The following is a 24,650-nucleotide window of genomic DNA, read 5'->3' on the forward strand; positions in this document are numbered from 1 at the left end:
AAAAACTTGGATTTTGCGGTTGCACACGAATAAAGGTGGGAGGGGCTTGCCCCCTCCCACAGTTTTAACCGCGTTTCGTCAGCGCACGCTGCTTTCGAAGCGGTTCACACCCGACAGTTCCAGCACCAGCTCATCACCCACATTCAGCGGGCCCACGCCGGCCGGGGTGCCGGTAAGGATCACATCGCCCGCCTGCAGCGAGAAGCAGCCGGCCATGTGCTGGATCATCGGGATGATCGGGTTGAGCATCTGCGCGCTGTTACCGTCCTGGCGCACTTCGCCATTGATGCTCAAGCGGATACCGATATCGGTCACGTCCTGGAAAGTGCTGCCCACTACGAACGGCGCAATCACCGCCGCACCGTCGAACGACTTGGCGATTTCCCACGGCAGGCCCTTGGCTTTCAGCTCGGCCTGCTTGTCGCGCAGGGTCAGGTCCAGGGCCGGGGCGAAGCCGGAGATGGCGTCCAGTACTTCTTCACGGCTGGGCTTGTTCGACAACGGCTTGCCGATCAATACCGCGATTTCCGCTTCGTAGTGCACCGAACCGCGCTCGGTAGGGATGCTGAAACCACCTTCCAGCGGCACCACACAGCTGCCCGGCTTAATGAACAGCAACGGTTCGGTCGGCACCGGGTTGTCCAGTTCCTTGGCGTGCTCGGCGTAGTTACGCCCGATACACACCACTTTACCAACTGGAAAGTGGATGTTGGTGCCGTCGACATACTTGTGCTGGTAGCTCATGGAACGACTCCTTAAGGGCGGTTAAACAGCGAAGATCTTGCCTGGGTTCATGATCCCGTTAGGGTCGAACACCGCTTTGACGGCCTTCATGTATTCGATTTCAACCGGCGAGCGGCTGTAGGTCAGGTAATCACGCTTGGTCATGCCCACACCGTGCTCGGCCGAGATGGAACCGTTGTACTTCTGGACGGTTTCAAATACCCACTTGTTCACGGTGGCGCACTTGGCGAAGAACTCATCCTTGCTCAGGTTTTCCGGCTTGAGGATGTTCAGGTGCAGGTTGCCGTCGCCGATGTGGCCGAACCACACGATTTCGAAATCCGGGTAGTGTTCGCCGACGATCGCGTCGATTTCTTTCAAAAACCCTGGGACTTTGGAGACAGTCACCGAGATGTCGTTCTTGTAGGGGGTCCAGTGGGAAATGGTCTCGGAGATGTACTCGCGCAGTTTCCACAGGTTGTGCAGCTGGGTTTCGCTCTGGCTCATCACGCCGTCCAGCACCCAGCCCTGCTCCACACAGTGCTCGAAGGTTTCCAGCGCGTGGTTGGCGACTTCTTCGGTGGTGGCTTCGAACTCCAGCAGCGCGTAGAACGGGCACTCGGTGTCGAACGGCGCTGGCACGTCGCCACGGCCCATGACCTTGGCCAGGGCCTTGTCAGAGAAGAATTCAAAGGCGGTCAGGTCCAGTTTGCTCTGGAACGCGTGCAGCACCGGCATGATCGAGTCGAAATCGGTGGTGCCGAGCACCATCGCAGTAAGGTTTTTCGGCGCACGGTCCAGGCGCATGGTGGCTTCGACCACAAAGCCCAGGGTGCCTTCGGCACCGATGAACAGCTGGCGCATGTCATAGCCGGTGGCGTTCTTGATCAGGTCGCGGTTCAGCTCCAGTACGTCGCCCTTGCCGGTCACGACCTTCATGCCGGCCACCCAGTTGCGAGTCATGCCGTAGCGAATGACCTTGATCCCGCCGGCATTGGTGCCGATATTGCCGCCAATCTGGCTGGAGCCCGACGACGCGAAGTCCACCGGGTAGTACAGGCCTTTTTCTTCAGCGACGTTCTGCAATTGCTTGGTAACCACGCCCGGCTGGCACACAGCGGTGCGGTCGGTGAGGTTCACGTCGAGGATCTGGTTCATATAGTCGAACGAGACGACCACTTCACCATTGGCCGCCACTGCCGCCGCCGACAGGCCGGTACGACCACCCGACGGCACCAGCGCCACCTTGTGTGCATTGGCCCAACGAACAATGGCTTGCACCTGCTCGGTCGTCTTGGGGAAGACGATGGCGGTCGGCGCGGGTGCGAAATGCTTGGTCCAATCCTTGCCGTAAGCCTCCAGGGAGTCGGCATCGGTCAGCACTTTGCCGGGCTCAACCAGGGTCTTTAGCTCATCAATCAGGGCAGGATGGGTCATCGACAGAACTCTCGAACAATTCATGGTCATCCTGAGAACGCTTCACGTCGCAGGAATGAGTGTTAGCGGGGCGCGTATGCTAGCATACCGCCCCCGCAGGACAGAGCCCAAGGGCGTTTCTGCGGTGACGGCTTTCCTGCCGTCCGGGTCAGCTTGCGCTGCTCGATTCCCTGCCATTTTTCTCCGGGATACAGGTTTACGCAGATGAGCAAGACTTCTCTCGATAAGAGCAAGATCAAGTTCCTTCTTCTGGAAGGCGTCCACCCATCGGCTGTCGACGTTCTGAAAGCCGCCGGGTACACCAGCATTGAGTACATCACCAGTTCTCTGCCGGAAGCCCAGCTCAAGGAAAAGATCGCCGACGCGCACTTTATCGGCATTCGCTCCCGCACTCAGCTGACCGAAGAGATCTTCGATCACGCCAAGAAACTCGTGGCGGTCGGCTGTTTCTGCATCGGCACCAACCAGGTCGACCTCAACGCAGCGCGCGAGCGCGGCATCGCGGTGTTCAACGCACCGTACTCCAACACCCGCTCCGTTGCGGAACTGGTGCTGGCCGAGGCTATCCTGCTGCTGCGCGGCATTCCTGAGAAGAACGCTTCCTGCCACCGTGGCGGCTGGATCAAAAGCGCGGCCAACTCCTTCGAAATCCGCGGCAAGAAGCTGGGTATCGTCGGTTACGGTTCGATCGGTACGCAACTGTCGGTCCTGGCGGAAGGCCTGGGCATGCAGGTGTTCTTCTACGACACCCTGACCAAGCTGCCGCTGGGCAACGCCACGCAAGTGTCGAGCCTGACCGAGCTGCTGGGGATGTCCGACATCGTGACCCTGCACGTTCCGGAAACCGCTGAGACCCAGTGGATGATCGGCGAGAAGGAAATCCGCGCCATCAAGAAAGGCGGCATCCTGATCAACGCGGCACGCGGCACTGTGGTCGAGCTGGACGCCCTGGCCGACGCGATCAAGGACAAGCACCTGATCGGCGCCGCCATCGACGTGTTCCCGGTAGAGCCACGCTCCAACGACGACATCTTCGAAAGCCCGCTGCGTGGCCTGGACAACGTGATCCTGACCCCGCACATCGGTGGTTCCACCGCTGAAGCCCAAGCCAACATCGGCCTGGAAGTGTCGGAAAAGCTGGTCAAGTACAGCGACAACGGTACGTCCGTTTCCTCGGTCAACTTCCCGGAAGTGGCGCTGCCGGCTCACCCTGGCAAGCACCGTCTGCTGCACATCCACCAGAACATCCCTGGCGTGATGATGGAGATCAACAAGGTCTTCGCGGAAAACGGCATCAACATCTCCGGTCAGTTCCTGCAGACCAACGAGAAGGTCGGCTACGTGGTGATCGACGTCGACGCCGAATACTCGGACCTGGCGCAAGAGAAGCTGCAGCACATCAACGGCACGATTCGTAGCCGCGTGTTGTTCTAAGGTTTCAACGCAGCACGAAAAAGGGAGCCCCTCGGGGCTCCCTTTTTTTCATCTGAACAAATCTTACTTGACGTTAACCGTGATCACTTTCGAGGCTACAGTCGGGTTGAACTGCATGTGCAGTTTGTCGCCGGCAACCAGTTGCAGCGTGTGTTTGCCTGGAGTGAGGGTCAGCTCGGTTTCGGTCTGGGCCTTGCCGTAGTGGATCACGGTGTCGGTGGCGGGGATCGGCACGCCGGCGTCAGGCAGTTCTTTCTGGTCGACCAGCAGATGGTGGTGACCGGTGCCTGGATCCTGGCTGGTGGCCGGGGCCAGCTTCAGGCCTTCCATGCCGAATTTGACGGTGAAGGTCTTGTCGACGGTGGCGCCGTCTTTTGGCGACACGATGAATACTTTGGCGCCTTCAGGTGGAGCACTGCGCGGGATGCCGTCGGCGGCGGTAGCCAACATCGAAGCACCCAGCAGCAGGCTGGCAATCGTTGCACGGGACAAAAGGGCTTTCATTCGCTTCTCCAGTTTCTATGAAATCTGTAGGGTTATGACAACTTCGCGACAAATTGCGGTCCAAGGCACTCAACACCATAGCAAAGCGAGGCTGAACGGCGCCTCGCACATTCGAATTCTTTAGGAGTGACCATGCGCTTTTCGCCTGGCCTGTTACTGCTGCTTCCCCTTCTGAGCCCTTTGGCGCATGCCGAACTGGTCGATGATGTGTTCGACCGTGGCGAACTGCGCATCGCCGTTGAAGCCAACACCCCGCCGTTCAACTTCAAGCAAGGCGACAAACTGACCGGCTTCGAAGTGGAACTGGGTGAGCAACTGGCCCAGGAGATGGACGTGCGCCCCTCGTTTATCACCACCGATGACACCGACCTGCTGCCGGGGGTGGAAACCGGCAAGTACGACGTGGCCATCAACCATATCGCTATGACTGTCGAGCTGCAGGATCGGTTCGATTTCAGTGAGCCTTACAACGAGAAGCCTGAGCTGGCGATCCCGTTCCAGAAGGGTAATCCGGCGTTCAAGGCGAGCCTGGACAAGGCGTTGCAACGCTTGAAGGCGGATGGCCGATTAAAGGCATTGGCGCAGAAGTGGCTTGAAGGCGACACACCGGTAGCCAAGGCACAGTAGATCAACGGTGGGAGGGGGCTTGCTCCCGATTGCGGAGTGTCAGCGACTGCATGGTTGACTGATTCACCGCTATCGGGAGCAAGCCCCCTCCCACAATTTCTGATCTAGGCAGGGCTTGAGAGTTGGGTGAGGGCGGCGGCGGCCTCGGGGAGTTCCAGCTCGCTGAACACCTGTACCCCATGCTGCCTGAGCAGCGCCGTGGTGACGCCTTCGCCTGCCACCTTCACGCCCCTGAAGGTGCCGTCGTAGGTCTGCAGGTTACCGCACGACGGGCTATTGGCCTTGAGCACAGCGATGCGGATGTTGTGGCGCTGCACCAGCGCCAATGCCTGGCGGGCGCCATCGAGGAACGCGGCGCTGAAATCTTCGCCCTCGGCGGTCAGCACCTGGGCACGGCCCTCCCACACATCCACGCCCTGCCCGCCCGGAATCTCCGCCGCCGGGCGCGGCGTCGGCAACCCGCCCGACACTTCCGGGCAGATCGCAACCACACGCCCCTCGGCCTGCCACACCGCCAACAGGTCGAATGGCCCGCTGGCCCCGCCGTCGTAGCGCACCTTGTGGCCAAGCAGACAGCGGCTGATCAGAATCTTTTGCATGCTTAAAACGGCTCGTTGCCCCGCCGGCGAAACCAGCCGGTGAGGGACAGGCGTTCGCGCGTAGCGGGCATGACTTCGTGGGGCACTTCGCCCGACAGGAACACCACCAGGCAACCGCCCGTGGGCACCACATCGTATTCGACGCCGTCCTTGAGGTACATGCGCAACTGGCCGCCATGCTCGGGCAGCCAAGCGTCGTTCAAGTAGATCACCGCCGAGACCATGCGCCGGTCATCGTCGCGGAAGCGGTCCAGGTGCTTGAGGTAAAACGCCCCCGGCGGGTACAGCGCGAAGTGGCTTTCGAAATCCTCAAGGCCGAGGAACAAACTGCGGTTCATGGCCAGGCGCAGGCTGTCCATCAACGCCATATAGGTGTCGCAGACCGCCGCATCGCCCTCTTCCAGCCACTGGATGTGGTCGCCGCGAATACCTTCGCGAATCTCCTGGGTCGGACCGCGTCCCACCGCTGCCGGAGCCAACTCACCCTCGGCTGCACGTTTATGGCACTCAGCCGCCAGTTCCAGGGTCAGAGCCTGGGGTAGGAAGCCGTCCTGCCGGGACCAGCCCTTTTCGGCCAGGTCGTCGACAATACGTTGCAGCAAAGGGTGATCGAGGGGTATTTGCATGGCGCGCATAGTATCCATACGCCTGTGAATCCGACAGAGCCGCCGAGCGTCTGAATACACTTTAGTCAGGTGACTGATAGGACTTCTCGACAAATCCTACGCCCGACACGGACAATAGTGGCCGACTGACAGGAGTCCATATGCGTCGTTTGTTTTTTTCATTGCTGATGTTCTGCGTTTTGCCCGCCTGGGCAGACGGCCATGACCAGTTGTACAAGGTCGCCGGCTGGGCCGAACAACGTGCACATTTCAATGACGCCCTCAGTGCCGCCCAGCAACGCTACCGCAATAGCCTGCCGCCAGCGGTGTACCAGGCGCTGGTGGACAACAGTAATAAACGCTTTGCCGCGCAGTCCATGGACCAGCGCGCCGAGGCGCAATTGCGCAAGAACCTGGCGGACCCGAAGCCCGCCCTGGCCTTTTTCCAATCGCCCCTGGGCCGCAAGATTGTCGCCGCTGAGTTGCTCGCCACGCGCCGCGACCAGTTGGCAAAAAACGCCCAGGGCCTGCCGAAAATCCAAGCCGACGCGACCCGCAGCCTGATCATCGGCCACCTGGCCCAGGCCCTGCCCGCCCGTGAAGCCGGCGCGGAAGTCAGCCTGGCGATTGCCGGTGTGGCGGCCGACAGCCTGAGCCAGATGATCCCCGGTTTGTTGGGCGGTGGTCAGGCCCAGGGCATGTTGAATGGCCAACGCGAGCGGCTGATGCAGCAGATCGACAAAGATCTGAACAACACGCTGTTGTACGTCTATCGGGATTTGTCTGACCCGGAGCTGGAAGAATTCGCTACGTTTGCGGAGTCGCCGGAGGGTAAGGCGTATTACCAGGCGGCGCTGGCAGCCATTCGCGCGGGCCTTGCGGTCGGCCAAAGCACCTCTAGCCTGACGCAGTAACAAATGTGGGAGGGGGCTTGCCCTCTCCCACATTTTTTAGATTGAGTTACTTCAGGTGATCGGTGAGGTACGTGAAATACGCTTCGCGAATCTCCGGTATCTCATTCGCCAAGTGGTGCCTGCCACGCGGCAGCATCAACACCTCGGGCTGGTCGAACTTGCTCCTTAGCACCTGCAAGTTGTGCTGCCAGTCCACCGTCATATCTTCCTCCCCCTGCACAATCACCGGCCGCCTAGGGCTGCGCGGTGCGGCTTCGATACGTTTGATCCAGCGCGCCAAGGCGCCCACCCAGGCGGTAGGCAGTTGACGCGGCTGCAGCGGGTCGGCCTCAAGGAAGGGCTTGAACGCGGGATCGTGGGTGTTCTCGCTGAACCGCCGCGCGATGCCTTTGACGAATGGCCGCAACAGGTAATAGCTGACCTGCGACCAGCCCCAGGCACGCGGCCGCACCAGTGGCGAGAGCAGGAACGTCTTGCCTTGGGCCGGGCTGTCAACGCCATGGTTGAGCACGTGATCCACCACCACCGCGCCGCCGGTGCTTTGCCCGAACAGGTGCCAAGGTTGCGGCAGTTGCAGTGCTTCGGCTTGGCCAAACAGCGCCTGCACCACCTGTTGATACACCGCAAAATCATCGATGCTGGCGCGCACGCCGCTGGACAGGCCGTGCCCCGGCAAATCGCAGGCGATCACCACGAAGCCCTGGTCCAACGCCCAGTCCACCACATGGCGATACAAGCCCATATGGTCGTAGAAGCCGTGGAACATGAACATCGTCGCCACCGGCACGGGCGGCCACCACACTTGCGCGACCACCTCGAACCCGTCCACCTCGAAGCGTCCCAGACGGCTGACCACCGGAACGTTGCGCGCCGCCAGGTCCAGCCCGTAGAAACGTTGATAGACCCGTGCCTCGGCTGAAAGCGGCTGCGCATCCACCAGGGGTCGCAAGCTTTCGCGCAGATGATCGGGGTCAAAGGTGACGGGCATAAAGGGTTCCAGACTGACGGCGAAGATGAATATCGAGCTGCGATATTCATCTGTCAGGACAAGCATGGCAAGCTACGCGACCTTCGAGGATACATCTGAATGCGACAGCCCTACCGTACCGCCCTGTTCGCCAGCCTGATCCTGGTTATCTGCGCCGGCGTGCTGTGGGCCGCGTATGACTGGTTCCAGGGCCGCTACCTGCGCGCCTTCAGCGAACACACGGCGGTTTTTTCCGGTGACCCGCTGAAACTGCCTGCCGACCTCGCCGGCCCCGGCCCGATCCGCCTGGTGCACTTCTGGGACCCCGCCTGCCCCTGCAACGTCGGCAACCAGCAGCACCTGGGCGAGCTGATCGAGCACTACGCGCCCCAAGGCGTCGAGTTCTACGCCCTGCAAAAGCCCGGCAGCCACGGCCAACTGCCCGACAACCTGCGCCGCATGAAAACCCTCACCGCCCTGCCCGGTGCCGACCAAGTACCGGCCAGCCCGGCCGTGGGCATCTGGGACCGCAGCGGCAAGCTCGCGTATTTCGGCCCCTACAGCGAAGGCCTCACGTGCAATTCCAGCAACAGTTTTATTGAGCCGATCTTGAAGGCCCTTGAAGCGGGACGCGAGGTGAATGCCACGCACACTCTGGCGGTGGGCTGCTATTGTTCGTGGCCAACAGGCTCGTAACTCGCCACCCACTCTTGGTAAGGAATGTTCATGAAGCGCGTCTTGCGGGTTCTCGCGGTTCTTGTAGTGATGATCGCCCTCGGCGCAGGTGCGTACGTCTACAGCAAACAACCCACCCGCCAGGGCACGGTGACACTGGCCAACCTGCAAGGCTCGGTCACGGTGCGCTACGACGACCGTGGCGTGCCGCACATTCGGGCCGAGAATGAAACCGACCTCTATCGCGCCTTGGGCTATGTGCATGCCCAGGACCGCCTGTTCCAGATGGAGATCATGCGGCGCCTGGCCCGTGGCGAGCTGGCCGAGGTGCTCGGGCCCAAGGTGCTGGAGACCGACAAGTTGTTCCGCAGCCTGCGCATTCGCGACCGCGCGGCCACCTATGTGGCGCAGCTGGACCATGAGTCGGCGCACTGGAAGGCGCTGCAAGCCTATCTGGACGGGATTAACCAATATCAGGACAGCCACGCCCGCCCGATGGAGTTCGACGTGCTGGGCATCCCCAAGCGGCCGTTTACCGCCGAGGACACCATCAGCGTCGCCGGGTATATGGCCTACAGCTTTGCCGCTGCCTTTCGTACCGAGCCTTTGCTGACTTACGTACGTGACCAATTGGGCAGCGACTACCTGAAAGTCTTCGACCTCGACTGGCAACCCAAGGGCGCCCTCAACCTGGCTGCCGGCGATTGGCAGACCCTCGGCGCCATCGCTGCCCTGAGTGAGCAGGCCCTGGCCGACAACGGCCTGCCGCAGTTCGAAGGCAGTAACGCCTGGGCCATCAGCGGCAACCGCACCCAGAGCGGCAAACCGTTGCTGGCCGGCGACCCGCATATCCGTTTCTCGGTGCCGTCGGTGTGGTATGAAGCGCAGCTGTCAGCGCCAGGGTTCGAGTTGTATGGCTATCACAACGCCCTCGTGCCGGTGGCGTTCCTGGGGCACAACCTGGACTTCGGCTGGAGCCTGACCATGTTCCAGAACGATGACCTCGACCTCATCGCCGAAAAGACCAACCCGGACAACCCCAACCAGGTCTGGTACCACGGCCAGTGGGTCGACATGACAAGCACCGAGCAACAGATTGCGGTGAAGGGCCAGGCGCCGGTGACCTTGACCCTGCGCCAATCGCCCCACGGCCCGATCATCAATGACGTGCTGGGCGAAAACGCCGGCAACACACCGATTGCCATGTGGTGGGCGTTCCTCGACACCCAGAACCCGATCCTCGAAGGGTTCTACCAGCTCAACCGCGCCGACACCCTGGTCAAGGCGCGTGCGGCGGCAGCCAAGGTGTCCGCGCCGGGGCTGAACATTGTGTGGGCGAATGCCAAGGGCGATATCGGCTGGTGGGCGGCGGCGCAGTTGCCGATTCGTCCGGCCGGGGTCAACGCCGGGTTTATACTCGACGGCAGCAGCCCCCAAGCCGACAAACTGGGCTTCTACCCCTTCAGCGCCAACCCCCAGGAAGAGAATCCGGCACGTGGTTATGTGGTGTCGGCCAACGCCCAGCCGGTTTCGCCCACCGGCATGGAGATCCCCGGCTATTACAACCTGGCCGACCGTGGCCAGCAGTTGAACACGCAGTTGAGCGACAAGAGCGTGAAGTGGGACGTGAACAACAGCCAGGCCCTGCAACTGGGCACCACCACCGCCTTCGGCCCGCGCCTGCTGGCGCCGCTGTTGCCGGTGCTGCGCGAGGCGGTCAAGGACCCGGTGCAGTTGAAACTGGTGGAGCAGCTTGCACGCTGGAAGGGTGACTACCCGCTGGACTCCACCAGCGCCACGCTGTTCAACCAGTTCCTGTTCAACCTGGCCGACGCCGCCTTCCACCCGAAGCTCGGCGACGCCATGTTCAAGACCCTGCTCAGCACCCGCGTGATCGACGCTGCCCTGCCACGCCTGGCCGCCGCGCCGGATTCGCCGTGGTGGGATGGCAAGCGCGCGGAGACCGTCAAGCTCGCCTGGGACAACAGCCTGGCGCACCTCAAGGCCACCTTAGGGGATGATCCGACCCAGTGGCAGTGGGGCAAGGCGCACACCCTGACCCACGGCCACCCGCTGGGCTCGCAGAAGCCGTTGGACCTGATCGTCAATGTCGGCCCGTTCCCGGCGCCGGGCACCCACGAAGTGCCGAACAACCAGTCCGCCAATATCGGCCCGGCGCCGTGGCCCGTCACCTACGGGCCTTCTACGCGCCGCCTGATCGACTTCGCCGACGTGGCGCACGCCCTGACCATCAACCCGGTCGGGCAAAGCGGTGTGCCGTTTGACCGGCATTACGGCGACCAGGCGGAAACCTACATCGAAGGCGGTTACGAACAGGCGCATTTCACCGATGAAGAAGTGACGGCCAATACGCGCGGAACACTGAAACTGCTGCCCGCCAGATAACCGCTTGCAACGCGGTCAAACGGTGGGAGCGGGCTTGCTCGCTCCCACATTAGATCGGCGCCGCAAAGTTAAGCCGGAACTGTTGCGGCGTCACGCCCAGCCGGCGGTTGAACACACTGCGCATGTGCTGGGCATCGCGAAAGCCGCATTGATAGGCCACAGTCTTGAGCGGCGCCGGGCTGCTTTCCAGCATCACCCGCGCCGCGTCCACCCGCGCCCGCTCGACAAACTCCGCCGGGGTGATGCGTGCTTCACGGGCAAACACCCGCGAGAAGTTGCGCGCGCTCATATTGGCTGCCTTGGCCAAGTCGGCAATGGTCAGGTCCCCCGTCAGGTTCGCCAGCACGTGCAGCTGCACCTGCGCCACCGCTGACGTGGTTTCGGCGTGGGGCGTGAGAAACGGGCTGAACTGCGACTGCCCACCCGAGCGCTGGGTAAACACCACCAGGCGCTTGGCCACACTCAACGCGACTTCCGGGCCATGATCCTGGGCCAGCAGATACAGCGACAGATCGATGCCCGCCGTGACCCCGGCCGAGGTGTAGAGGTTGCCGTCCTGCACGTAGAGGCGGTCGGCCTCAACCTGGGCGGTGGGGCACAGGCGCGCCAGATCAGCCGCGTCGTTCCAATGGGTGGTGACGGTTTTCCCATCCAGCAGCCCAGCTCGGGCCAGCATGAACGCGCCGTTGCAGATCGAACCGAAGCGTTGCGCACGCGCCGTGGCGCCCCGCAACCAATCATCGAACTGCGTGCCGAAGTCTTCGAAGGGTAACTGCGGGCCGCCAGCGACCAGCAGCAGGTCATAAGCGTGCAGGGCTTCGCTGTAGTGCCGGTGGGCCTGCAATGACAGGCCGTTGGAGGCGGCCATGGTGCCACGGCCAAGGCCAATCACTTCAAGCTGGTAATGGTCCTCAGGCGCTAGAAACCGGTTGGCCTCGCAAAACACATCCATGGGGCCGGTCACGTCCAGTGACTGGACGCCGGGAAAAATCAGGATGGCAACGGTTTTGCCCATGAACAACACACCTTCTCTAACTGAATAAACGCAATTGCCCTCCCACATTTTGATTTTTGCAAGGTTCGAGGGACCAATCGCCTGCTACACCCTAGCTGATTTTGCCTTGGCACGATGTGGCTGCACATTGGCCGACATCGCTTCCTCGCCGCGCTAGCCCCTCCACGGGCACGCGACCAGACTGGATGCTTTCCAGAGGAGAACGCCCATGACCACCACTATCGCCGGCATCCAGATCCCTGACAGCGCCCTGGCCAAGGCCACCACCGAATACATCCGTGACGTCGAATCCGACCTGCTTTACCACCATTCCCGCCGGGTATTCCTGTTCGGCGCGTTGAGTGGCGAACGCAAGCAACTCGCCTACAACCCGGAGCTGCTCTACGTCGGCGCGATGTTCCATGACCTCGGCCTGGTGGAAGGCCATCGCAGTAACGACGAACGCTTCGAAGTGGACGGCGCCAACGCCGCCGCGGCCTTCCTCAAGCCTTACGGGCTGAGCGATGACGACATCGAACAGGTGTGGTTGTCCATCGCCCTGCACACCACGCCGGGGGTGCCGCAGCATTTGCGTCCAACCGTTGCACTGGTGACTGCGGGTGTCGAAATGGACGTGCTGGGCATGGACTACGCCGCGTTCAGCAACGTGCAGCGCGACGCCGTGGTGCATGCGCATCCACGCGGTGAAGGGTTCAAGGAGTGCATCATCTGCGCGTTCGCCGACGGTTTGCGACATCGCCCGCAGACCACGTTTGGCAACGTGAAGACGGATGTGCTGGTGGATCAGGAGCCGGGGTTCCGGCCGATGAATTTTGTCGAAGTCATCCGCAAATCCCCCTGGACTGCTTAACCAACAAGCCAAACCCGATCCATGTAGTGAGCGGGCTTGCCCCGCGCTGGGCTGCGGAGCGGCCCCTTTTGCAGGCACCACATTCCTTCAGAAAGAACGCGGTGCCTGGTTTTGGGGCCGCTCCGCAGCCCAGCGCGGGGCAAGCCCGCTCACCACAACAAGCCCGCCCACCACAGCGAGCTTGCTCACCACAGCAGGCCTACTCACCACAGCGAGCCCGCTCACCTCAGCAGGCCCCTCCCACATTGGGTCCCCGTTCCGGGTTTTAAACCGGTGCAGGCGCCCGACGCTTGTCCGGCTGCTGCCAGCCATCTGCCGCTGCTTCTTCGATGGCTTGCTGGATCGCCTTCTTGCGCATCTCTTCCGCACGGCGGCTGAAGAACCACACCAGGAAGGTCACCAGCGACACCGCCAACAGGATCAGGCTGGCCACGGCGTTGATCTCGGGTTTAACCCCAAGACGCACCGCCGAGAACACTTCCATCGGCAAGGTCGTCGACCCCGGCCCCGACACGAAGCTCGCCAGCACCAGGTCATCCAGGGACAGCGCGAACGACATCATGCCGCCCGCCGCCAACGACGGCGCGATCATCGGGATGGTGATCAGGAAGAACACCTTCCACGGCCGCGCGCCCAGGTCCATCGCCGCTTCTTCGATCGACAGGTCCAGCTCACGCAGGCGCGCCGACACCACCACGGCCACATACGCCGCGCAGAACGTGGTGTGGGCGATCCAGATGGTGACGATGCCACGTTCCTGGGGCCAGCCAATCATCTGCGCCATGGCCACGAACAGCAGCAACAGCGACAGGCCAGTGATCACTTCCGGCATCACCAATGGCGCGGTCACCAGGCCGCCGAACAGCGTGCGGCCCTTGAACTGGCTGATGCGCGTCAGCACGAACGCCGCCAGCGTACCCAGCGCTACTGCCGCCACCGCCGTGTAGCAGGCGATTTCCAGGGAGCGGGCCACCGAGCCCATCAACTGGGTGTTGTCCAGCAGGCCCACGTACCACTTGATCGACCAACCGCCCCACACTGTGACCAGCTTGGATTCGTTGAACGAGTAGATCACCAGGATCAGCATCGGCAGGTAGATGAACAACAACCCCGCCACCAGCATGAAGCTTGAGAAACTGACGCGCTTCATATCTTGCCCTCCATCTCTTTGGCTTGGCTGCGGTTGAACAGGATGATCGGCACGATCAGGATCGCCAGCATCACCACCGCCAGGGCAGACGCCACCGGCCAGTCACGGTTGTTGAAGAATTCTTGCCACAACACTTTACCGATCATCAGGGTTTCCGGGCCGCCCAGCAGTTCCGGAATCACGAACTCGCCCACCACCGGGATAAACACCAGCATGCAGCCGGCGATGATGCCGTTCTTGGACAGCGGCACGGTGATTTTCCAGAAGCTGTTGAAGGTGCTCGAACCCAGGTCGGATGCGGCTTCCAGCAGGCTCTGGTCATGCTTCACCAGGTTGGCGTACAGCGGCAGGATCATGAACGGCAGGTACGAATAGACCACGCCGATATACACCGCGATGTTGGTGTTGAGGATCTGCAGCGGCTCGTTGATCAACCCCATGGACATCAGGAAGCCATTGAGCAAGCCGTTGTTGCTGAGGATGCCCATCCACGCATACACGCGGATCAGGATCGCGGTCCAGGTCGGCATCATGATCAGCAGCACCAGCACGGTCTGCATCTCTTTGCGCGCAGTGGCAATGGCGTAGGCCATCGGGTAGCCGATCAGCAGGCACAGCAGCGTGCTGAAGAACGCCATTTTCAGCGAGCCCAGGTACGCGGCGATGTACAACTCGTCGCCCGCCAGCAGGCTGTAGTTCGCCAGGTTCAGCACCACCTGCAGCTTCTGCTCAACGTAGGTGTAGATCTCGGTGTAGGGCGGGATCGCCACGTCGGCTTCGGCGAAGCTGATTTTGAGGACGATGAAAAACGGCAACGCGAAGAACAGGAACAGCCACAGGAACGGAATCCCGATGACGACCTGCTTCCCGGTGGGGATTATGCGGTTCAAGCGGCGCTTGAGCTTCTTGGTGTTCATGAGCGAAGTACCACGCCGCTGTCGTCTTCCCACCACACGTAGACCTGGTCACCCCAGGTCGGCCGCTGGCCACGGCGCTCGGCGTTGGCCACGAAGGACTGCACCAGCTTGCCACTCGGCAGCTCCACGTAGAACACCGAGTGGCCACCCAGGTAGGCGATGTCATGCACCTTGCCGCTCGACCAGTTGTGCTCGCAGGTCGGCATTTCGGTGGTAACCAGCAGCTTTTCCGGGCGGATGGCGTAGGTCACCGACTTGTCTTCCACCGAGGTGGCGATGCCGTAGCCCACGTAGATATCGCGGTCCAGGTCCGGGCACTTGAGCACCGCGTGGCCTTCGGCGTCGTCCACCACTTGGGTGTCGAAGATGTTGACGTTGCCGATAAACTCGCACACCAGGCGACTGGTAGGCGTTTCGTAGATGTCGATCGGGCTGCCGATCTGGGCGATCCAGCCCAGGTGCATGATCGCGATGCGCTCGGCCATGGTCATGGCCTCTTCCTGGTCGTGGGTCACCATCACGCAGGTCACACCCACGCGCTCGATGATTTCCACCAACTCCAGCTGCATCTGCGAGCGCAGTTTCTTGTCGAGGGCGCCCATCGGCTCATCGAGCAGCAGCAGTTTCGGGCGCTTGGCCAGGGAGCGCGCCAACGCCACACGCTGACGCTGGCCACCGGACAACTGGTGCGGCTTGCGCTTGGCGTACTGGCTCATCTGCACCAGCTTGAGCATCTCAGCCACACGGGCGTCGACCTCGGCCTTGGGAATCTTGTCCTGCTGCAGGCCGAACGCGATGTTCTGCGCCACGGTCATGTGCGGGAACAGCGCATAGGACTGGAACATCATGTTGATCGGCCGCTCATAGGGCGGCATGTCAGTGATGTCCACACCGTCGAGGTAGATGCGCCCCTCAGTCGGGCGCTCGAAACCTGCGAGCATGCGCAGCAAGGTGGACTTGCCCGAACCCGAACCGCCGAGCAAGGCGAAGATCTCACCTTTCTTGATTTCCAGGGACACATCGTCCACGGCAATCGTCTCGTCGAACTTCTTCGTGACCCGGTCGATTTTGACCAACACCTTCTTCGGTGTCTGGTCGCCCTCGAGGGCTTTCTTATAGGCGCCGGAGGCAACTGCCATTTACGAAACTCCCAAAAAAAACAGTGCAGTTCGCCCGAGGCGGGCGAACCCAGGATAGTTTGAGCCTTACTTGCCCGTCTTGACCTTGGTCCAGCTACGGGTCATCAAACGTTGCACTTTCGGGGGTAGCTCGAAGTTCACGAATGTCCGGTCGAGTACCGCCTGCGGTGGGTAAACCGCTTCGTCGGTGCGTATCGATTGCTCCATCAGTTTGTCCGACCCAGGGTTAGGGTTGGCGTAACCGACGTAATCACTGACCTGGGCGATCACCTCAGGTTGCAGCAAATAGTTGATGAAGGCGTGGGCCTCTTTGACGTTGGTCGCATCCTTGGGGATGGCCAGCACGTCGAACCACAGGTTGCCGCCTTCTTTCGGAATGGCGTAGGCGATGTTCACGCCTTTGCCCGCCTCGGCCGCGCGGGCCTTGGCCTGGAACACATCGCCGGAGAAACCGGCCGCCACGCAGATGTTGCCGTTGGCCAGGTCGGAGATGTATTTGGATGAATGGAAGTAGGTCACGTAAGGACGCACTTTCAGCAGCTTGGCTTCAGCCTTCTTGTAGTCTTCAGGGTTGGTGCTGTTGGGATCAAGGCCCATGTAGTTGAGCACCGCCGGCAGCATTTCATCCGCAGAGTCCATGAACGACACGCCGCACGTCGCCAGCTTCTTCATGTTTTCCGGCTCGAACAGCACGGCCCAGGAGTCGATATGGTCGACGCCCAGCACTTCTTTCACCTTGTCGACGTTGTAGCCGATGCCATTGGTGCCCCACAGGTACGGCACGGCGTACTGGTTGCCCGGGTCGTTCTTTTCCAGGCGCTTGAGCAACGCCGGATCGAGGTTGGCGTAATGTGTCAGCAGCGACTTGTCAAGCTTCTGGAACGCTCCGGCCTTGATCTGCTTGCCGAGGAAGTGGTTGGACGGCACCACCACGTCGTAGCCGGTACGCCCGGCCAGCAGCTTGCCTTCCAGGGTTTCGTTGGAGTCAAACACGTCATACACGGGCTTGATGCCGCTGGCTTTTTCGAAGTTGGCCAGGGTGTCGGTGCCGATGTAGTCCGACCAGTTATAAATATGCACAGTCGGTGCGGCCTGCACGCTGACAGCCAGCGTGATACCTGCACCCACCAGCAAGGCTTTGCGAAATAAAGAAATTGGCACGTGGAGGTCCTCTTAAATAGTTGGGCCTTAAAGTTGTTGCCCGGCAACAAAACCGGCGCGCAACTTACCCTCGATAAACCGATCCGGCAAAACTTTCTGGCATTTAATGTGTGGGAGGGAGCTTGCTATGGTGAGGCGGCTTGTCCACCGCCGGGTTCACCGCAGATTGGTGGGGCTGCTTCGCAGCCCAGCGCGGGGCAAGCCCGCTCACCACATTTCCCCCTCCCACAAGGTTCAGGGCTTATTTACCGGACTTGATCTTGGTCCAGCTGCGCGTCATTTCACGCTGGGTTGCGGCTGGCAGGTCAGCAATGGCATAGAGCTTGGCTTGCACGTCTGCTGGCGGGTAGATGCCCGGGTCGCTGGTGATGTCTTTGTCGACCAGTGCGGTGGCTTTCGCGTTACCGTTCGGGAAACGTACGCTGTTGGTGATCGAAGCCATTACTTCCGGCTTCAACAGGTAGTTCATGAATTTGTAGGCGGCGTCGACGTTTTCGGCATCTTTAGGGATGGCGACCATGTCGAAGAAGCTACCGGCGCCTTCTTTCGGAATGTCGTAGGCCACTTTCACTTTGCCACCGGCTTCAGCCGCGCGGGACTTGGCCTGCTGGATGTCACCCGAATAACCCACGGCGACGCAGATGTTGCCGTTGGCCAGGTCGGAAATGTACTTGGACGAGTGGAAGTAGCCGATCGAAGGACGGATCTTCAGGAACAGCGCTTCGGCTTGCTTGAGGTCGTCTTTCTTCTGGCTGTCGGTCGGCAGGCCCAGGTAATGCAGCGCGATCGGCAGCATTTCGGTTGGCGAGTCGAGGAAGCTCACGCCGCAGCTTTTCAGCTTGGCGATGTTCTCAGGCTTGAGCAGCACGTCCCAGGAATCGATCTTGTCCACGCCCAGCGCAGCCTTGACCTTCTCCGGGTTGTAGCCGATGCCGATCGAGCCCCACATGTACGGGAAAGCGTGCTTGTTATCCGGGTCGCTGACCGACACGGCTTTCAGCAGGGATTTGTTCAGGTTGTCATAGTTGGACAGTTTGGACTTGTCCAGCTCCTGGTAGACACCCGCCTTGATCTGCTTGGCGAGGAAGTTGTTCGACGGTACGACGATGTCGTAACCGGACTTGCCTGCCAGCAACTTGGCTTCCAGGGTCTCGTTGCTGTCGAACACGTCGTACACCACTTTGATGCCGGACTCTTTTTCAAAGTTGGCGATGGTATCCGGCGCGATGTAGTCGGACCAGTTGTAGACGTGCAGCACTTTATCGTCTGCCTGGGCCGCGCCCGCCATTGCGCCCATCAGGGACAAGGCGAGGAGGGTCTTGCCAGCGTTCTTCAAACCTAATGCCTTCATTTGGTGATGCTCCAATTTTTCTTTTTTGGGCCACGTTCTTACAAGGTTTTGCGGCCCGTCTAAAGGGCAACAAAACAGGGCGACAGTCTGGCAAGTTCTGAGGCCGGCTTTCAACCAAAGCCTCATCTATAACTGCTCAGCACACAGCGCCCGAAAGCCGCTGCGCACTGAGCCTAGCACTTAGCCCTGCAATGCCGCCAAAGTCAGGTCCAGGCAATGCCGAGCCTTGGTCACCAGCTCGTCAATTTCGGCCTGGCTGATCACCAGCGGCGGCGAAATGATCATGGTGTCGCCCACGGCGCGCATGATCAGGCCATTCTCGAAGCAGAAGGTTCGGCAGATCATGCCTGCGCCCTTGCCTTCGTAACGCTTGCGCGTTGCCTTGTCCTGCACCAGCTCAATCGCACCGAGCATGCCCACACCGCGCACTTCACCCACCAACGGGTGATCCGCCAGCTCCCGTAGACGTTTCTGCAAATACGGTGCCGTTTCGTCGTGAACGCGGTTAACGATTTCTTCATCGCGCATGATGCGGATGTTTTCCAGGGCCACTGCCGCCGCCACCGGGTGGCCGGAGTAGGTGAAGCCGTGGTTGAAATCGCCACCTTCGTTGAGCACGGCCACCACATCGTCGCGCACGATCAAGCCGCCCATGGGGATGTAACCCGAGGTCAGGCCCTTGGCGATGGTCATCATGTGGGGCTTGAGGTCGTAGAAATCGCTACCGAACCACTCACCGGTCCGGCCGAAACCGCAGATCACCTCATCGGCGACAAACAGGATGTCGTACTTGGCGAGGATTTCCTTGATGCGCGGCCAGTAGGTGGCGGGCGGCACGATCACACCACCGGCGCCCTGGATCGGCTCGGCAATAAAGGCACCGACGTTGTCCACGCCCAGTTCCAGGATCTTCTCTTCCAACTGGTTGGCAGCCCACACGCCGAATTCTTCGGGGCTCATGTCGCCGCCTTCGCCAAACCAGTACGGCTGGGCGATGTGGGTAATGCCCGGGATCGGCAAGTCGCCCTGCTCATGCATATAGGTCATGCCGCCCAGGCTGGCGCCGGCCACGGTGGAGCCGTGGTAGCCATTCTTGCGGCTGATGATGGTTTTCTTGTTCGGCTGGCCCTTGATCGCCCAATAGTGGCGGACCATGCGCAACATGGTGTCGTTGCCTTCGGAGCCGGAACCGGTGAAGAACACGTGGTTCATGCCGGCCGGTGCGATATCGGAAATGGCCTTGGCCAACTCCAGTACCGGTGGGTGAGCGGTCTGGAAGAACAGGTTGTAGTACGGCAGTTCTTTCATCTGCTTGGCGGCGGCGTCAGCCAGTTCATCGCGACCGTAACCGATCGCCACGCACCACAGGCCGGCCATGCCGTCGAGGATCTTGTTGCCTTCGCTGTCCCACAGGTAAACGCCGTGGGCTTTGGTGATGATCCGTGGGCCTTTCTCTTTCAATTGCTTGAAGTCGCTGAACGGCGCCAGGTGGTGATCACTGCTCAAGGCTTGCCATTCACGGGTTTGCGGGTTGTTGCTGGACATACCGATCTCCTAGACTTTTCAGTAAAGGGCGCGCCGCTTTCAAGGGCGCGCCCGGCGCATCAGACGGCGAAGAGCAGGAATTCCCGCTCCCACGAACTGATGACGCGCTTGAAGTTTTCATGCTCGGCCCGCTTGACCGCGACGTAGCCTGTGATGAATTTCTGACCCAGGTATTTCTCGATGGTCTTGCTGTTTTCCATGCGTTCCAGGGCGTCTTCGATGGTCAACGGCAGGCGCAGGTTGCGACGCTCGTAACCACGGCCTACCACTGGCGCGCTGGGGTTATGGCCTTCGACCATGCCGATGTAGCCACACAGCAGGCTGGCGGCAATCGCCAGGTACGGGTTGGCGTCGGCGCCCGGCAGGCGGTTTTCCACACGCCGGTTCTGCGGGCCGGCATCCGGTACGCGCAGGCCCACGGTGCGGTTTTCTTCGCCCCACTCCACGTTCACCGGCGCCGAGGTATCCGGCAAGAAGCGGCGGAACGAGTTCACGTTAGGCGCAAACAGCGGCAGCAATTCAGGGATGAATTTCTGCAGGCCGCCAATGTGGTTGAGGAACAGCTCGCTCATGGTCCCGTCTTCATTGGAGAAGACGTTCTTGCCGGTAGCGATGTCGATGATGCTCTGGTGCAGGTGCATCGCGCTGCCGGGCTCGCCGGTCATCGGCTTGGCCATAAAGGTCGCGGCCACATTGTGCTTGAGCGCGGCTTCACGCATGGTGCGCTTGAACACCAGGATCTGGTCGGCCAGCGACAGGGCATCGCCATGACGGAAGTTGATTTCCATCTGCGCCGTGCCGTCTTCGTGGATCAGCGTGTCGAGGTCCAGTTCCTGCAGTTCGCACCAGTCGTAGACGTCTTCGAACAGCGGATCGAATTCGTTGGCGGCTTCTATAGAGAAGGATTGGCGACCGGTCTCGGGGCGCCCGGAACGGCCAATCGGCGGTTGCAGCGGGAAGTCCGGGTCTTCGCAGCGTTTGGTCAGGTAGAACTCCATCTCCGGCGCCACGATGGGCTGCCAGCCTTTGTCGGCATAGAGCTTGAGGACTTTCTTGAGTACGTTGCGCGGCGACAGCTCGATCGGGTTGCCTTGCTTGTCGTAGGTGTCGTGAATCACCTGGGCGGTCGGCTCGATGGCCCAAGGCACCAGGAACACCGCGTTCTGGTCGGGGCGGCAGATCATGTCGATGTCGGCCGGGTCGAGCAATTCGTAATAAATGTCGTCTTCGACATAGTCGCCGGTCACGGTCTGCAACAGAACGCTCTCGGGCAGGCGCATGCCTTTTTCGGCGATGAACTTGTTGGTCGGCGAGATCTTGCCCCGGGTGATGCCGGTGAGGTCGCCAATCATGCATTCGACTTCTGTGATCTTGTGGTCTTTCAACCAATCGGTGAGCTGGTCGAGGTTGTTACTCATAAATGCCTCTGGGCTGGGTTTCCTGGCACCCATTAAAGGCCAGGCGTTGGTTGACGCAGCATCCGCGTCGTTTTTTCATTCAGGGTAGGAGCTTACCTGCCATTTGCTGCAGCGTTGCATTCCTCACGCCAAAGTTGTGTGCAATTTTGAGCAGCACAGCGGAGGCGCGCCGTTCGGTGGCAAACGAGGAGGCAAAAAAGAGGTCGGACCGGGCGTCAAGAATATTGGCCGGGGCGCGAGCAATCACGCGGGAGGAATGGACGGATGACACAGCCTGGCTGAAGCAGGCCAAGACGCCGAGTGGCGGCAGGCGAGACATGAAGCACCCCGGTATTATTGCTGTTATGGGTTTGAATCGAGCTTAGCCTTGTTCATTTTTTTACACAACACCCCCGTAAAAAATACAACACGGCCCGCTCAAGCCTGCGAGTCCCAAGCCCGTCAAACCCAAAAAACCGCCCCAAAAAGCCCCAAAAAAGCCTTCGCAGCGCTTTTTTAGGGCAAAAAAGGCCTCGCTTGACTTCGGCATGCCGTTCGGGTTGACTGAAACCAGAAAAGATCAATGATTGATATTTTTAACAACAAAGGTGTTGCATCATGTCGGTACCCCCGCGTGCCGTTCAGCTTAACGAAGCGAACGCGTTCCTTAAGGATCATCCTGAGGTTCTGTACGTAGACCTTCTAATTGCGGATATGAATGGTGTGGTGCGCGGCAAGCGCATCGAACGCACCAGCCTCCACAAGGTTTACGAGAAGGGCATTAACCTGCCTGCCTCTTTATTTGCCCTGGATATCAACGGCTCTACGGTGGAAAGCACCGGCCTGGGCCTGGACATCGGTGATGCTGACCGAATCTGTTATCCAATCCCCGACACCCTGTGCAATGAACCCTGGCAAAAGCGCCCTACCGCGCAACTGCTGATGACCATGCACGAACTTGAAGGTGAACCTTTCTTCGCCGATCCGCGCGAAGTGCTCCGCCAAGTTGTAAGCAAATTTGACGACCTTGGCCTGACCATCTGCGCCGCTTTCGAACTCGAGTTCTACCTGATCGACCAGGAGAACGTGAACGGCCGCCCACAACCGCCCCGCTCGCCGATCTCCGGCAAACGCCCGCACTCGACACAGGTCTACCTGATCGACGACCTCGACGAATACGTCGACTGCCTCCAGGACATCCTGGAAGGTGCCAAAGAGCAAGGCATCCCGGCCGACGCCATCGTCAAGGAAAGTGCCCCGGCGCAGTTCGAAGTGAACCTGCACCACGTGGCCGACCCGATCAAGGCGTGCGACTACGCGGTCCTGCTCAAGCGTCTGATCAAGAACATCGCCTACGACCATGAGATGGACACCACCTTCATGGCCAAGCCTTACCCAGGCCAGGCAGGCAACGGTTTGCACGTACACATTTCGATCCTGGACAAAGACGGCAAGAACATCTTTGCCAGCGAGGATCCCGAGCAGAACGCCGCATTGCGTCACGCGATCGGCGGTGTGCTCGAGACCCTACCCGCTCAAATGGCGTTCCTGTGCCCCAACGTCAACTCCTATCGCCGTTTCGGCGCACAGTTCTACGTGCCGAACTCGCCGTGCTGGGGCCTGGATAACCGCACCGTGGCGATTCGCGTACCGACCGGCTCGTCCGATGCCGTGCGTATCGAACACCGCGTGGCGGGCGCCGACGCCAACCCTTACCTGCTGATGGCTTCGGTTTTGGCAGGCGTGCACCACGGCCTGACCAACAAGATCGAGCCTGGCGCACCGGTGGAAGGCAACAGCTACGAGCAGAACGAACAAAGCCTGCCGAACAACCTGCGCGATGCATTGCGTGAGTTGGACGACAGCGAGGTGATGGCCAAGTACATCGATCCTAAATACATCGATATCTTCGTTGCCTGTAAGGAAAGTGAGCTGGAAGAGTTCGAACATTCTATCTCCGACCTTGAGTACAACTGGTACCTGCATACCGTGTAAGCGGTTGCGGTATTCAATGCGGTGGGCGGGCTTGCTGTGGTGAGCGGGCTTGCCCCGCGCTGGGTTGCGAAGCAGCCCCACAACCCGACGCCGAGTTCCTTCTGAATGAACTCGGTGTTTTTATTGGGACTGCTTCGCAGCCCAGCGCGGGGCAAGCCCGCTCACTACAACACACTCACTCGCCACGAAAGCGCCTACTCCCAGGTATGGATCATCCTTAAGCTCTGCGTACAATGCGCTCTGCCTTGTAGGAGACTTCCATGACCACCCGCCCCGCCACCCCTCGCAAACCCCGCGCCCGTAGCCAGGCCCGGATCGACGCGATTCTCGACGCCGCCCGCACCTTGCTGGCCGCCGAAGGCGTGGCCGGTTTGTCGATCTACAGCGTGGCCGAACGGGCGCAGATCCCGCCGTCGTCGGTGTATCACTTTTTCGCCAGCGTGCCCGCGTTGCTGGAAGCGCTGACAGCAGATGTGCACGCAGCATTCCGGGCGGCCATTCAGGCGCCCATCGAGCACGACTCACTCAAGCACTGGCGTGATCTGTCCTACATCGTCGAGCAACGCATGCTCGCCATCTACGACGAGGACGCCGCCGCACGCCAGTTGATCCTGGCCCAGCACGGGCTGACCGAGGTGACCCAGGCGGATCGCCAGCATGATCTGGAATTGGGGAACTTGATGCTGGACGTGTTCAATCGCCACTTCGAAGTGCCGACACTGCCCAGCGATGTCGACGTGTTTGCCCTGGCGCTGGAACTGAGCGATCGCGTGTATGCGCGCTCGGTGCATCAGCATGGGCTGATCACGCCACGCATGGCGGAGGAAGGGATGCGGGTGTTTGATGCTTACGTCGGGCTCTATTTACCGGCGTATTTGCCCAAGCGTTGAGTAGTGTGGTGGCTGGGCCGGCCTCATCGGGGGCAAGCCCCCTCCCACATTTTGATCTGTGAATACATTCAAAAGGTGGGGGGGGGCTTGCCCCCGATGGCGGCCTCAGGCGCGATCACAACTTGGCAATCGACACCTCGGTGGACTTCACGAAGGCGATCACTTCGCTGCCAATCACCAACTCCAGCTCTTTGACCGAGCGGGTGGTGATCACGGAAGTGACGATGCCGGACGCGGTCTGCACGTCAATTTCCGACAGCACGTCGCCTTCGACGATTTCCTTGATGGTGCCTTTGAACTGGTTACGCACGTTGATGGCTTTAATAGTCATGTTGTTCTTCCTTCATGG

Annotated in this window: 24 protein-coding genes; 8 read left to right on the forward strand and 16 right to left on the reverse strand. The window is 60.6% G+C overall.

Translation table 11 applies throughout. The annotated features are described in order from the left end of the window. Positions 1-78 precede the first annotated feature (78 nt). Together BM403_RS09455 and BM403_RS09460 are read right to left on the reverse strand one after the other, a co-directional pair. Positions 79-744 carry a fumarylacetoacetate hydrolase family protein gene (locus BM403_RS09455; protein WP_064054353.1) on the reverse strand — a complete coding sequence of 222 codons (666 nt, stop codon included), beginning with the start codon at positions 742-744 and terminating at the stop codon, positions 79-81. 21 nt (positions 745-765) lie between these two features. Beyond that, positions 766-2,160, reverse strand: coding sequence for an FAD-binding oxidoreductase (locus BM403_RS09460; RefSeq protein WP_015886401.1), 1,395 nt, complete (start codon positions 2,158-2,160; stop codon positions 766-768). A gap of 204 nt (positions 2,161-2,364) precedes the next feature. Between BM403_RS09460 and serA the strand changes: the two genes are divergently transcribed. Further along, entirely contained in the window at positions 2,365-3,594 is a 1,230-nt protein-coding gene (gene serA, locus BM403_RS09470; protein ID WP_003176761.1) for a phosphoglycerate dehydrogenase, read from the forward strand. A 63-nt stretch (positions 3,595-3,657) separates the two neighbouring features. On the opposite strand, the gene BM403_RS09475 is transcribed toward serA, so the two are convergent. Next, positions 3,658-4,098, reverse strand: coding sequence for a DUF4399 domain-containing protein (locus BM403_RS09475; RefSeq protein ID WP_015886402.1), 441 nt, complete (start codon positions 4,096-4,098; stop codon positions 3,658-3,660). A gap of 132 nt (positions 4,099-4,230) precedes the next feature. Here BM403_RS09475 and BM403_RS09480 point away from each other — a divergent pair, with 132 nt between their 5' ends. After that, the gene (locus BM403_RS09480) at positions 4,231-4,725 is read left to right on the forward strand and encodes a transporter substrate-binding domain-containing protein (RefSeq protein ID WP_093542568.1); all 495 of its coding nucleotides are present in this window, start codon (positions 4,231-4,233) and stop codon (positions 4,723-4,725) included. Between the two features lie 104 nt (positions 4,726-4,829). On the opposite strand, the gene BM403_RS09485 is transcribed toward BM403_RS09480, so the two are convergent. Both BM403_RS09485 and BM403_RS09490 read right to left on the reverse strand, forming a co-directional pair. After that, positions 4,830-5,324, reverse strand: coding sequence for a 2-thiouracil desulfurase family protein (locus tag BM403_RS09485; RefSeq protein WP_015886404.1), 495 nt, complete (start codon positions 5,322-5,324; stop codon positions 4,830-4,832). 2 nt (positions 5,325-5,326) lie between these two features. Further along, the gene (locus tag BM403_RS09490; RefSeq protein WP_043206041.1) at positions 5,327-5,959 is read right to left on the reverse strand and encodes a 2OG-Fe(II) oxygenase; all 633 of its coding nucleotides are present in this window, start codon (positions 5,957-5,959) and stop codon (positions 5,327-5,329) included. Between the two features lie 131 nt (positions 5,960-6,090). On the opposite strand from BM403_RS09490, the gene BM403_RS09495 reads away from it, so the two are divergent. Further along, positions 6,091-6,843 (forward strand): DUF2059 domain-containing protein, encoded by a 753-nt coding sequence (locus BM403_RS09495; RefSeq protein WP_015886406.1) that lies wholly within the window; start codon positions 6,091-6,093, stop codon positions 6,841-6,843. A gap of 46 nt (positions 6,844-6,889) precedes the next feature. Here BM403_RS09495 and BM403_RS09500 read toward each other — a convergent pair whose 3' ends face one another. Next, entirely contained in the window at positions 6,890-7,831 is a 942-nt protein-coding gene (locus tag BM403_RS09500) for a phospholipase BipL (protein ID WP_093542570.1), read from the reverse strand. A 99-nt stretch (positions 7,832-7,930) separates the two neighbouring features. Between BM403_RS09500 and BM403_RS09505 the strand changes: the two genes are divergently transcribed. After that, entirely contained in the window at positions 7,931-8,506 is a 576-nt protein-coding gene (locus BM403_RS09505; RefSeq protein WP_046034914.1) for a DUF6436 domain-containing protein, read from the forward strand. 30 nt (positions 8,507-8,536) lie between these two features. Next, complete coding sequence (locus BM403_RS09510) at positions 8,537-10,891, forward strand: penicillin acylase family protein (protein ID WP_093542572.1); 2,355 nt, start codon at positions 8,537-8,539, stop codon at positions 10,889-10,891. Between the two features lie 49 nt (positions 10,892-10,940). Here BM403_RS09510 and BM403_RS09515 read toward each other — a convergent pair whose 3' ends face one another. After that, complete coding sequence (locus BM403_RS09515) at positions 10,941-11,906, reverse strand: GlxA family transcriptional regulator (RefSeq protein WP_093542575.1); 966 nt, start codon at positions 11,904-11,906, stop codon at positions 10,941-10,943. 208 nt (positions 11,907-12,114) lie between these two features. Here BM403_RS09515 and BM403_RS09520 point away from each other — a divergent pair, with 208 nt between their 5' ends. After that, positions 12,115-12,756, forward strand: a complete 642-nt coding sequence (locus BM403_RS09520; RefSeq protein WP_015886411.1) for an HD domain-containing protein — start codon at positions 12,115-12,117, stop codon at positions 12,754-12,756. A 265-nt stretch (positions 12,757-13,021) separates the two neighbouring features. Here BM403_RS09520 and BM403_RS09525 read toward each other — a convergent pair whose 3' ends face one another. From BM403_RS09525 to BM403_RS09560, 8 genes are all read right to left on the reverse strand, one after another. Beyond that, positions 13,022-13,906: an ABC transporter permease subunit gene (locus tag BM403_RS09525; protein ID WP_015886412.1), complete on the reverse strand. Its 885-nt coding sequence runs from the start codon at positions 13,904-13,906 to the stop codon at positions 13,022-13,024. Continuing rightward, entirely contained in the window at positions 13,903-14,784 is an 882-nt protein-coding gene (locus tag BM403_RS09530) for an ABC transporter permease subunit (protein WP_232504883.1), read from the reverse strand. The genes BM403_RS09525 and BM403_RS09530 overlap by 4 nt, the downstream gene beginning before the upstream one ends. Positions 14,785-14,819: 35 nt before the next feature. After that, positions 14,820-15,962 carry an ABC transporter ATP-binding protein gene (locus BM403_RS09535; protein ID WP_003195240.1) on the reverse strand — a complete coding sequence of 381 codons (1,143 nt, stop codon included), beginning with the start codon at positions 15,960-15,962 and terminating at the stop codon, positions 14,820-14,822. Between the two features lie 66 nt (positions 15,963-16,028). Continuing rightward, positions 16,029-17,123, reverse strand: coding sequence for a polyamine ABC transporter substrate-binding protein (locus BM403_RS09540; protein WP_015886414.1), 1,095 nt, complete (start codon positions 17,121-17,123; stop codon positions 16,029-16,031). 241 nt (positions 17,124-17,364) lie between these two features. Then, the gene (locus BM403_RS09545) at positions 17,365-18,459 is read right to left on the reverse strand and encodes a polyamine ABC transporter substrate-binding protein (RefSeq protein WP_093542701.1); all 1,095 of its coding nucleotides are present in this window, start codon (positions 18,457-18,459) and stop codon (positions 17,365-17,367) included. A 195-nt stretch (positions 18,460-18,654) separates the two neighbouring features. After that, positions 18,655-20,019, reverse strand: a complete 1,365-nt coding sequence (locus BM403_RS09550; protein WP_046034909.1) for an aspartate aminotransferase family protein — start codon at positions 20,017-20,019, stop codon at positions 18,655-18,657. A gap of 59 nt (positions 20,020-20,078) precedes the next feature. After that, positions 20,079-21,437: a glutamine synthetase family protein gene (locus tag BM403_RS09555; RefSeq protein ID WP_046034908.1), complete on the reverse strand. Its 1,359-nt coding sequence runs from the start codon at positions 21,435-21,437 to the stop codon at positions 20,079-20,081. Between the two features lie 79 nt (positions 21,438-21,516). Next, positions 21,517-21,756, reverse strand: coding sequence for a hypothetical protein (locus tag BM403_RS09560; protein WP_093542578.1), 240 nt, complete (start codon positions 21,754-21,756; stop codon positions 21,517-21,519). A gap of 278 nt (positions 21,757-22,034) precedes the next feature. Here BM403_RS09560 and BM403_RS09565 point away from each other — a divergent pair, with 278 nt between their 5' ends. Both BM403_RS09565 and BM403_RS09570 read left to right on the forward strand, forming a co-directional pair. After that, positions 22,035-23,411 (forward strand): glutamine synthetase family protein, encoded by a 1,377-nt coding sequence (locus BM403_RS09565; protein WP_003213894.1) that lies wholly within the window; start codon positions 22,035-22,037, stop codon positions 23,409-23,411. 260 nt (positions 23,412-23,671) lie between these two features. Further along, the gene (locus BM403_RS09570) at positions 23,672-24,301 is read left to right on the forward strand and encodes a TetR/AcrR family transcriptional regulator (RefSeq protein ID WP_046034907.1); all 630 of its coding nucleotides are present in this window, start codon (positions 23,672-23,674) and stop codon (positions 24,299-24,301) included. A 115-nt stretch (positions 24,302-24,416) separates the two neighbouring features. On the opposite strand, the gene BM403_RS09575 is transcribed toward BM403_RS09570, so the two are convergent. After that, the gene (locus BM403_RS09575; RefSeq protein WP_003213899.1) at positions 24,417-24,632 is read right to left on the reverse strand and encodes a TOBE domain-containing protein; all 216 of its coding nucleotides are present in this window, start codon (positions 24,630-24,632) and stop codon (positions 24,417-24,419) included. Positions 24,633-24,650 lie beyond the last annotated feature (18 nt).

Source organism: Pseudomonas sp. OV546, from assembly GCF_900116845.1.
Lineage (GTDB): Bacteria > Pseudomonadota > Gammaproteobacteria > Pseudomonadales > Pseudomonadaceae > Aquipseudomonas > Aquipseudomonas petroselini.

What these genes read in the sequence shown, in the direction of transcription:
- BM403_RS09455 (WP_064054353.1), bottom strand. Translation starts at nt 744, where the DNA reads ATGAGCTACCAGCACAAGTATGTCGACGGCACCAACATCCACTTTCCA.
- BM403_RS09460 (WP_015886401.1), bottom strand. Translation starts at nt 2,160, where the DNA reads ATGACCCATCCTGCCCTGATTGATGAGCTAAAGACCCTGGTTGAGCCC.
- serA (WP_003176761.1), top strand. Translation starts at nt 2,365, where the DNA reads ATGAGCAAGACTTCTCTCGATAAGAGCAAGATCAAGTTCCTTCTTCTG.
- BM403_RS09475 (WP_015886402.1), bottom strand. Translation starts at nt 4,098, where the DNA reads ATGAAAGCCCTTTTGTCCCGTGCAACGATTGCCAGCCTGCTGCTGGGT.
- BM403_RS09480 (WP_093542568.1), top strand. Translation starts at nt 4,231, where the DNA reads ATGCGCTTTTCGCCTGGCCTGTTACTGCTGCTTCCCCTTCTGAGCCCT.
- BM403_RS09485 (WP_015886404.1), bottom strand. Translation starts at nt 5,324, where the DNA reads ATGCAAAAGATTCTGATCAGCCGCTGTCTGCTTGGCCACAAGGTGCGC.
- BM403_RS09490 (WP_043206041.1), bottom strand. Translation starts at nt 5,959, where the DNA reads ATGCGCGCCATGCAAATACCCCTCGATCACCCTTTGCTGCAACGTATT.
- BM403_RS09495 (WP_015886406.1), top strand. Translation starts at nt 6,091, where the DNA reads ATGCGTCGTTTGTTTTTTTCATTGCTGATGTTCTGCGTTTTGCCCGCC.
- BM403_RS09500 (WP_093542570.1), bottom strand. Translation starts at nt 7,831, where the DNA reads ATGCCCGTCACCTTTGACCCCGATCATCTGCGCGAAAGCTTGCGACCC.
- BM403_RS09505 (WP_046034914.1), top strand. Translation starts at nt 7,931, where the DNA reads ATGCGACAGCCCTACCGTACCGCCCTGTTCGCCAGCCTGATCCTGGTT.
- BM403_RS09510 (WP_093542572.1), top strand. Translation starts at nt 8,537, where the DNA reads ATGAAGCGCGTCTTGCGGGTTCTCGCGGTTCTTGTAGTGATGATCGCC.
- BM403_RS09515 (WP_093542575.1), bottom strand. Translation starts at nt 11,906, where the DNA reads ATGGGCAAAACCGTTGCCATCCTGATTTTTCCCGGCGTCCAGTCACTG.
- BM403_RS09520 (WP_015886411.1), top strand. Translation starts at nt 12,115, where the DNA reads ATGACCACCACTATCGCCGGCATCCAGATCCCTGACAGCGCCCTGGCC.
- BM403_RS09525 (WP_015886412.1), bottom strand. Translation starts at nt 13,906, where the DNA reads ATGAAGCGCGTCAGTTTCTCAAGCTTCATGCTGGTGGCGGGGTTGTTG.
- BM403_RS09535 (WP_003195240.1), bottom strand. Translation starts at nt 15,962, where the DNA reads ATGGCAGTTGCCTCCGGCGCCTATAAGAAAGCCCTCGAGGGCGACCAG.
- BM403_RS09550 (WP_046034909.1), bottom strand. Translation starts at nt 20,019, where the DNA reads ATGTCCAGCAACAACCCGCAAACCCGTGAATGGCAAGCCTTGAGCAGT.
- BM403_RS09555 (WP_046034908.1), bottom strand. Translation starts at nt 21,437, where the DNA reads ATGAGTAACAACCTCGACCAGCTCACCGATTGGTTGAAAGACCACAAG.
- BM403_RS09560 (WP_093542578.1), bottom strand. Translation starts at nt 21,756, where the DNA reads ATGTCTCGCCTGCCGCCACTCGGCGTCTTGGCCTGCTTCAGCCAGGCT.
- BM403_RS09565 (WP_003213894.1), top strand. Translation starts at nt 22,035, where the DNA reads ATGTCGGTACCCCCGCGTGCCGTTCAGCTTAACGAAGCGAACGCGTTC.
- BM403_RS09570 (WP_046034907.1), top strand. Translation starts at nt 23,672, where the DNA reads ATGACCACCCGCCCCGCCACCCCTCGCAAACCCCGCGCCCGTAGCCAG.
- BM403_RS09575 (WP_003213899.1), bottom strand. Translation starts at nt 24,632, where the DNA reads ATGACTATTAAAGCCATCAACGTGCGTAACCAGTTCAAAGGCACCATC.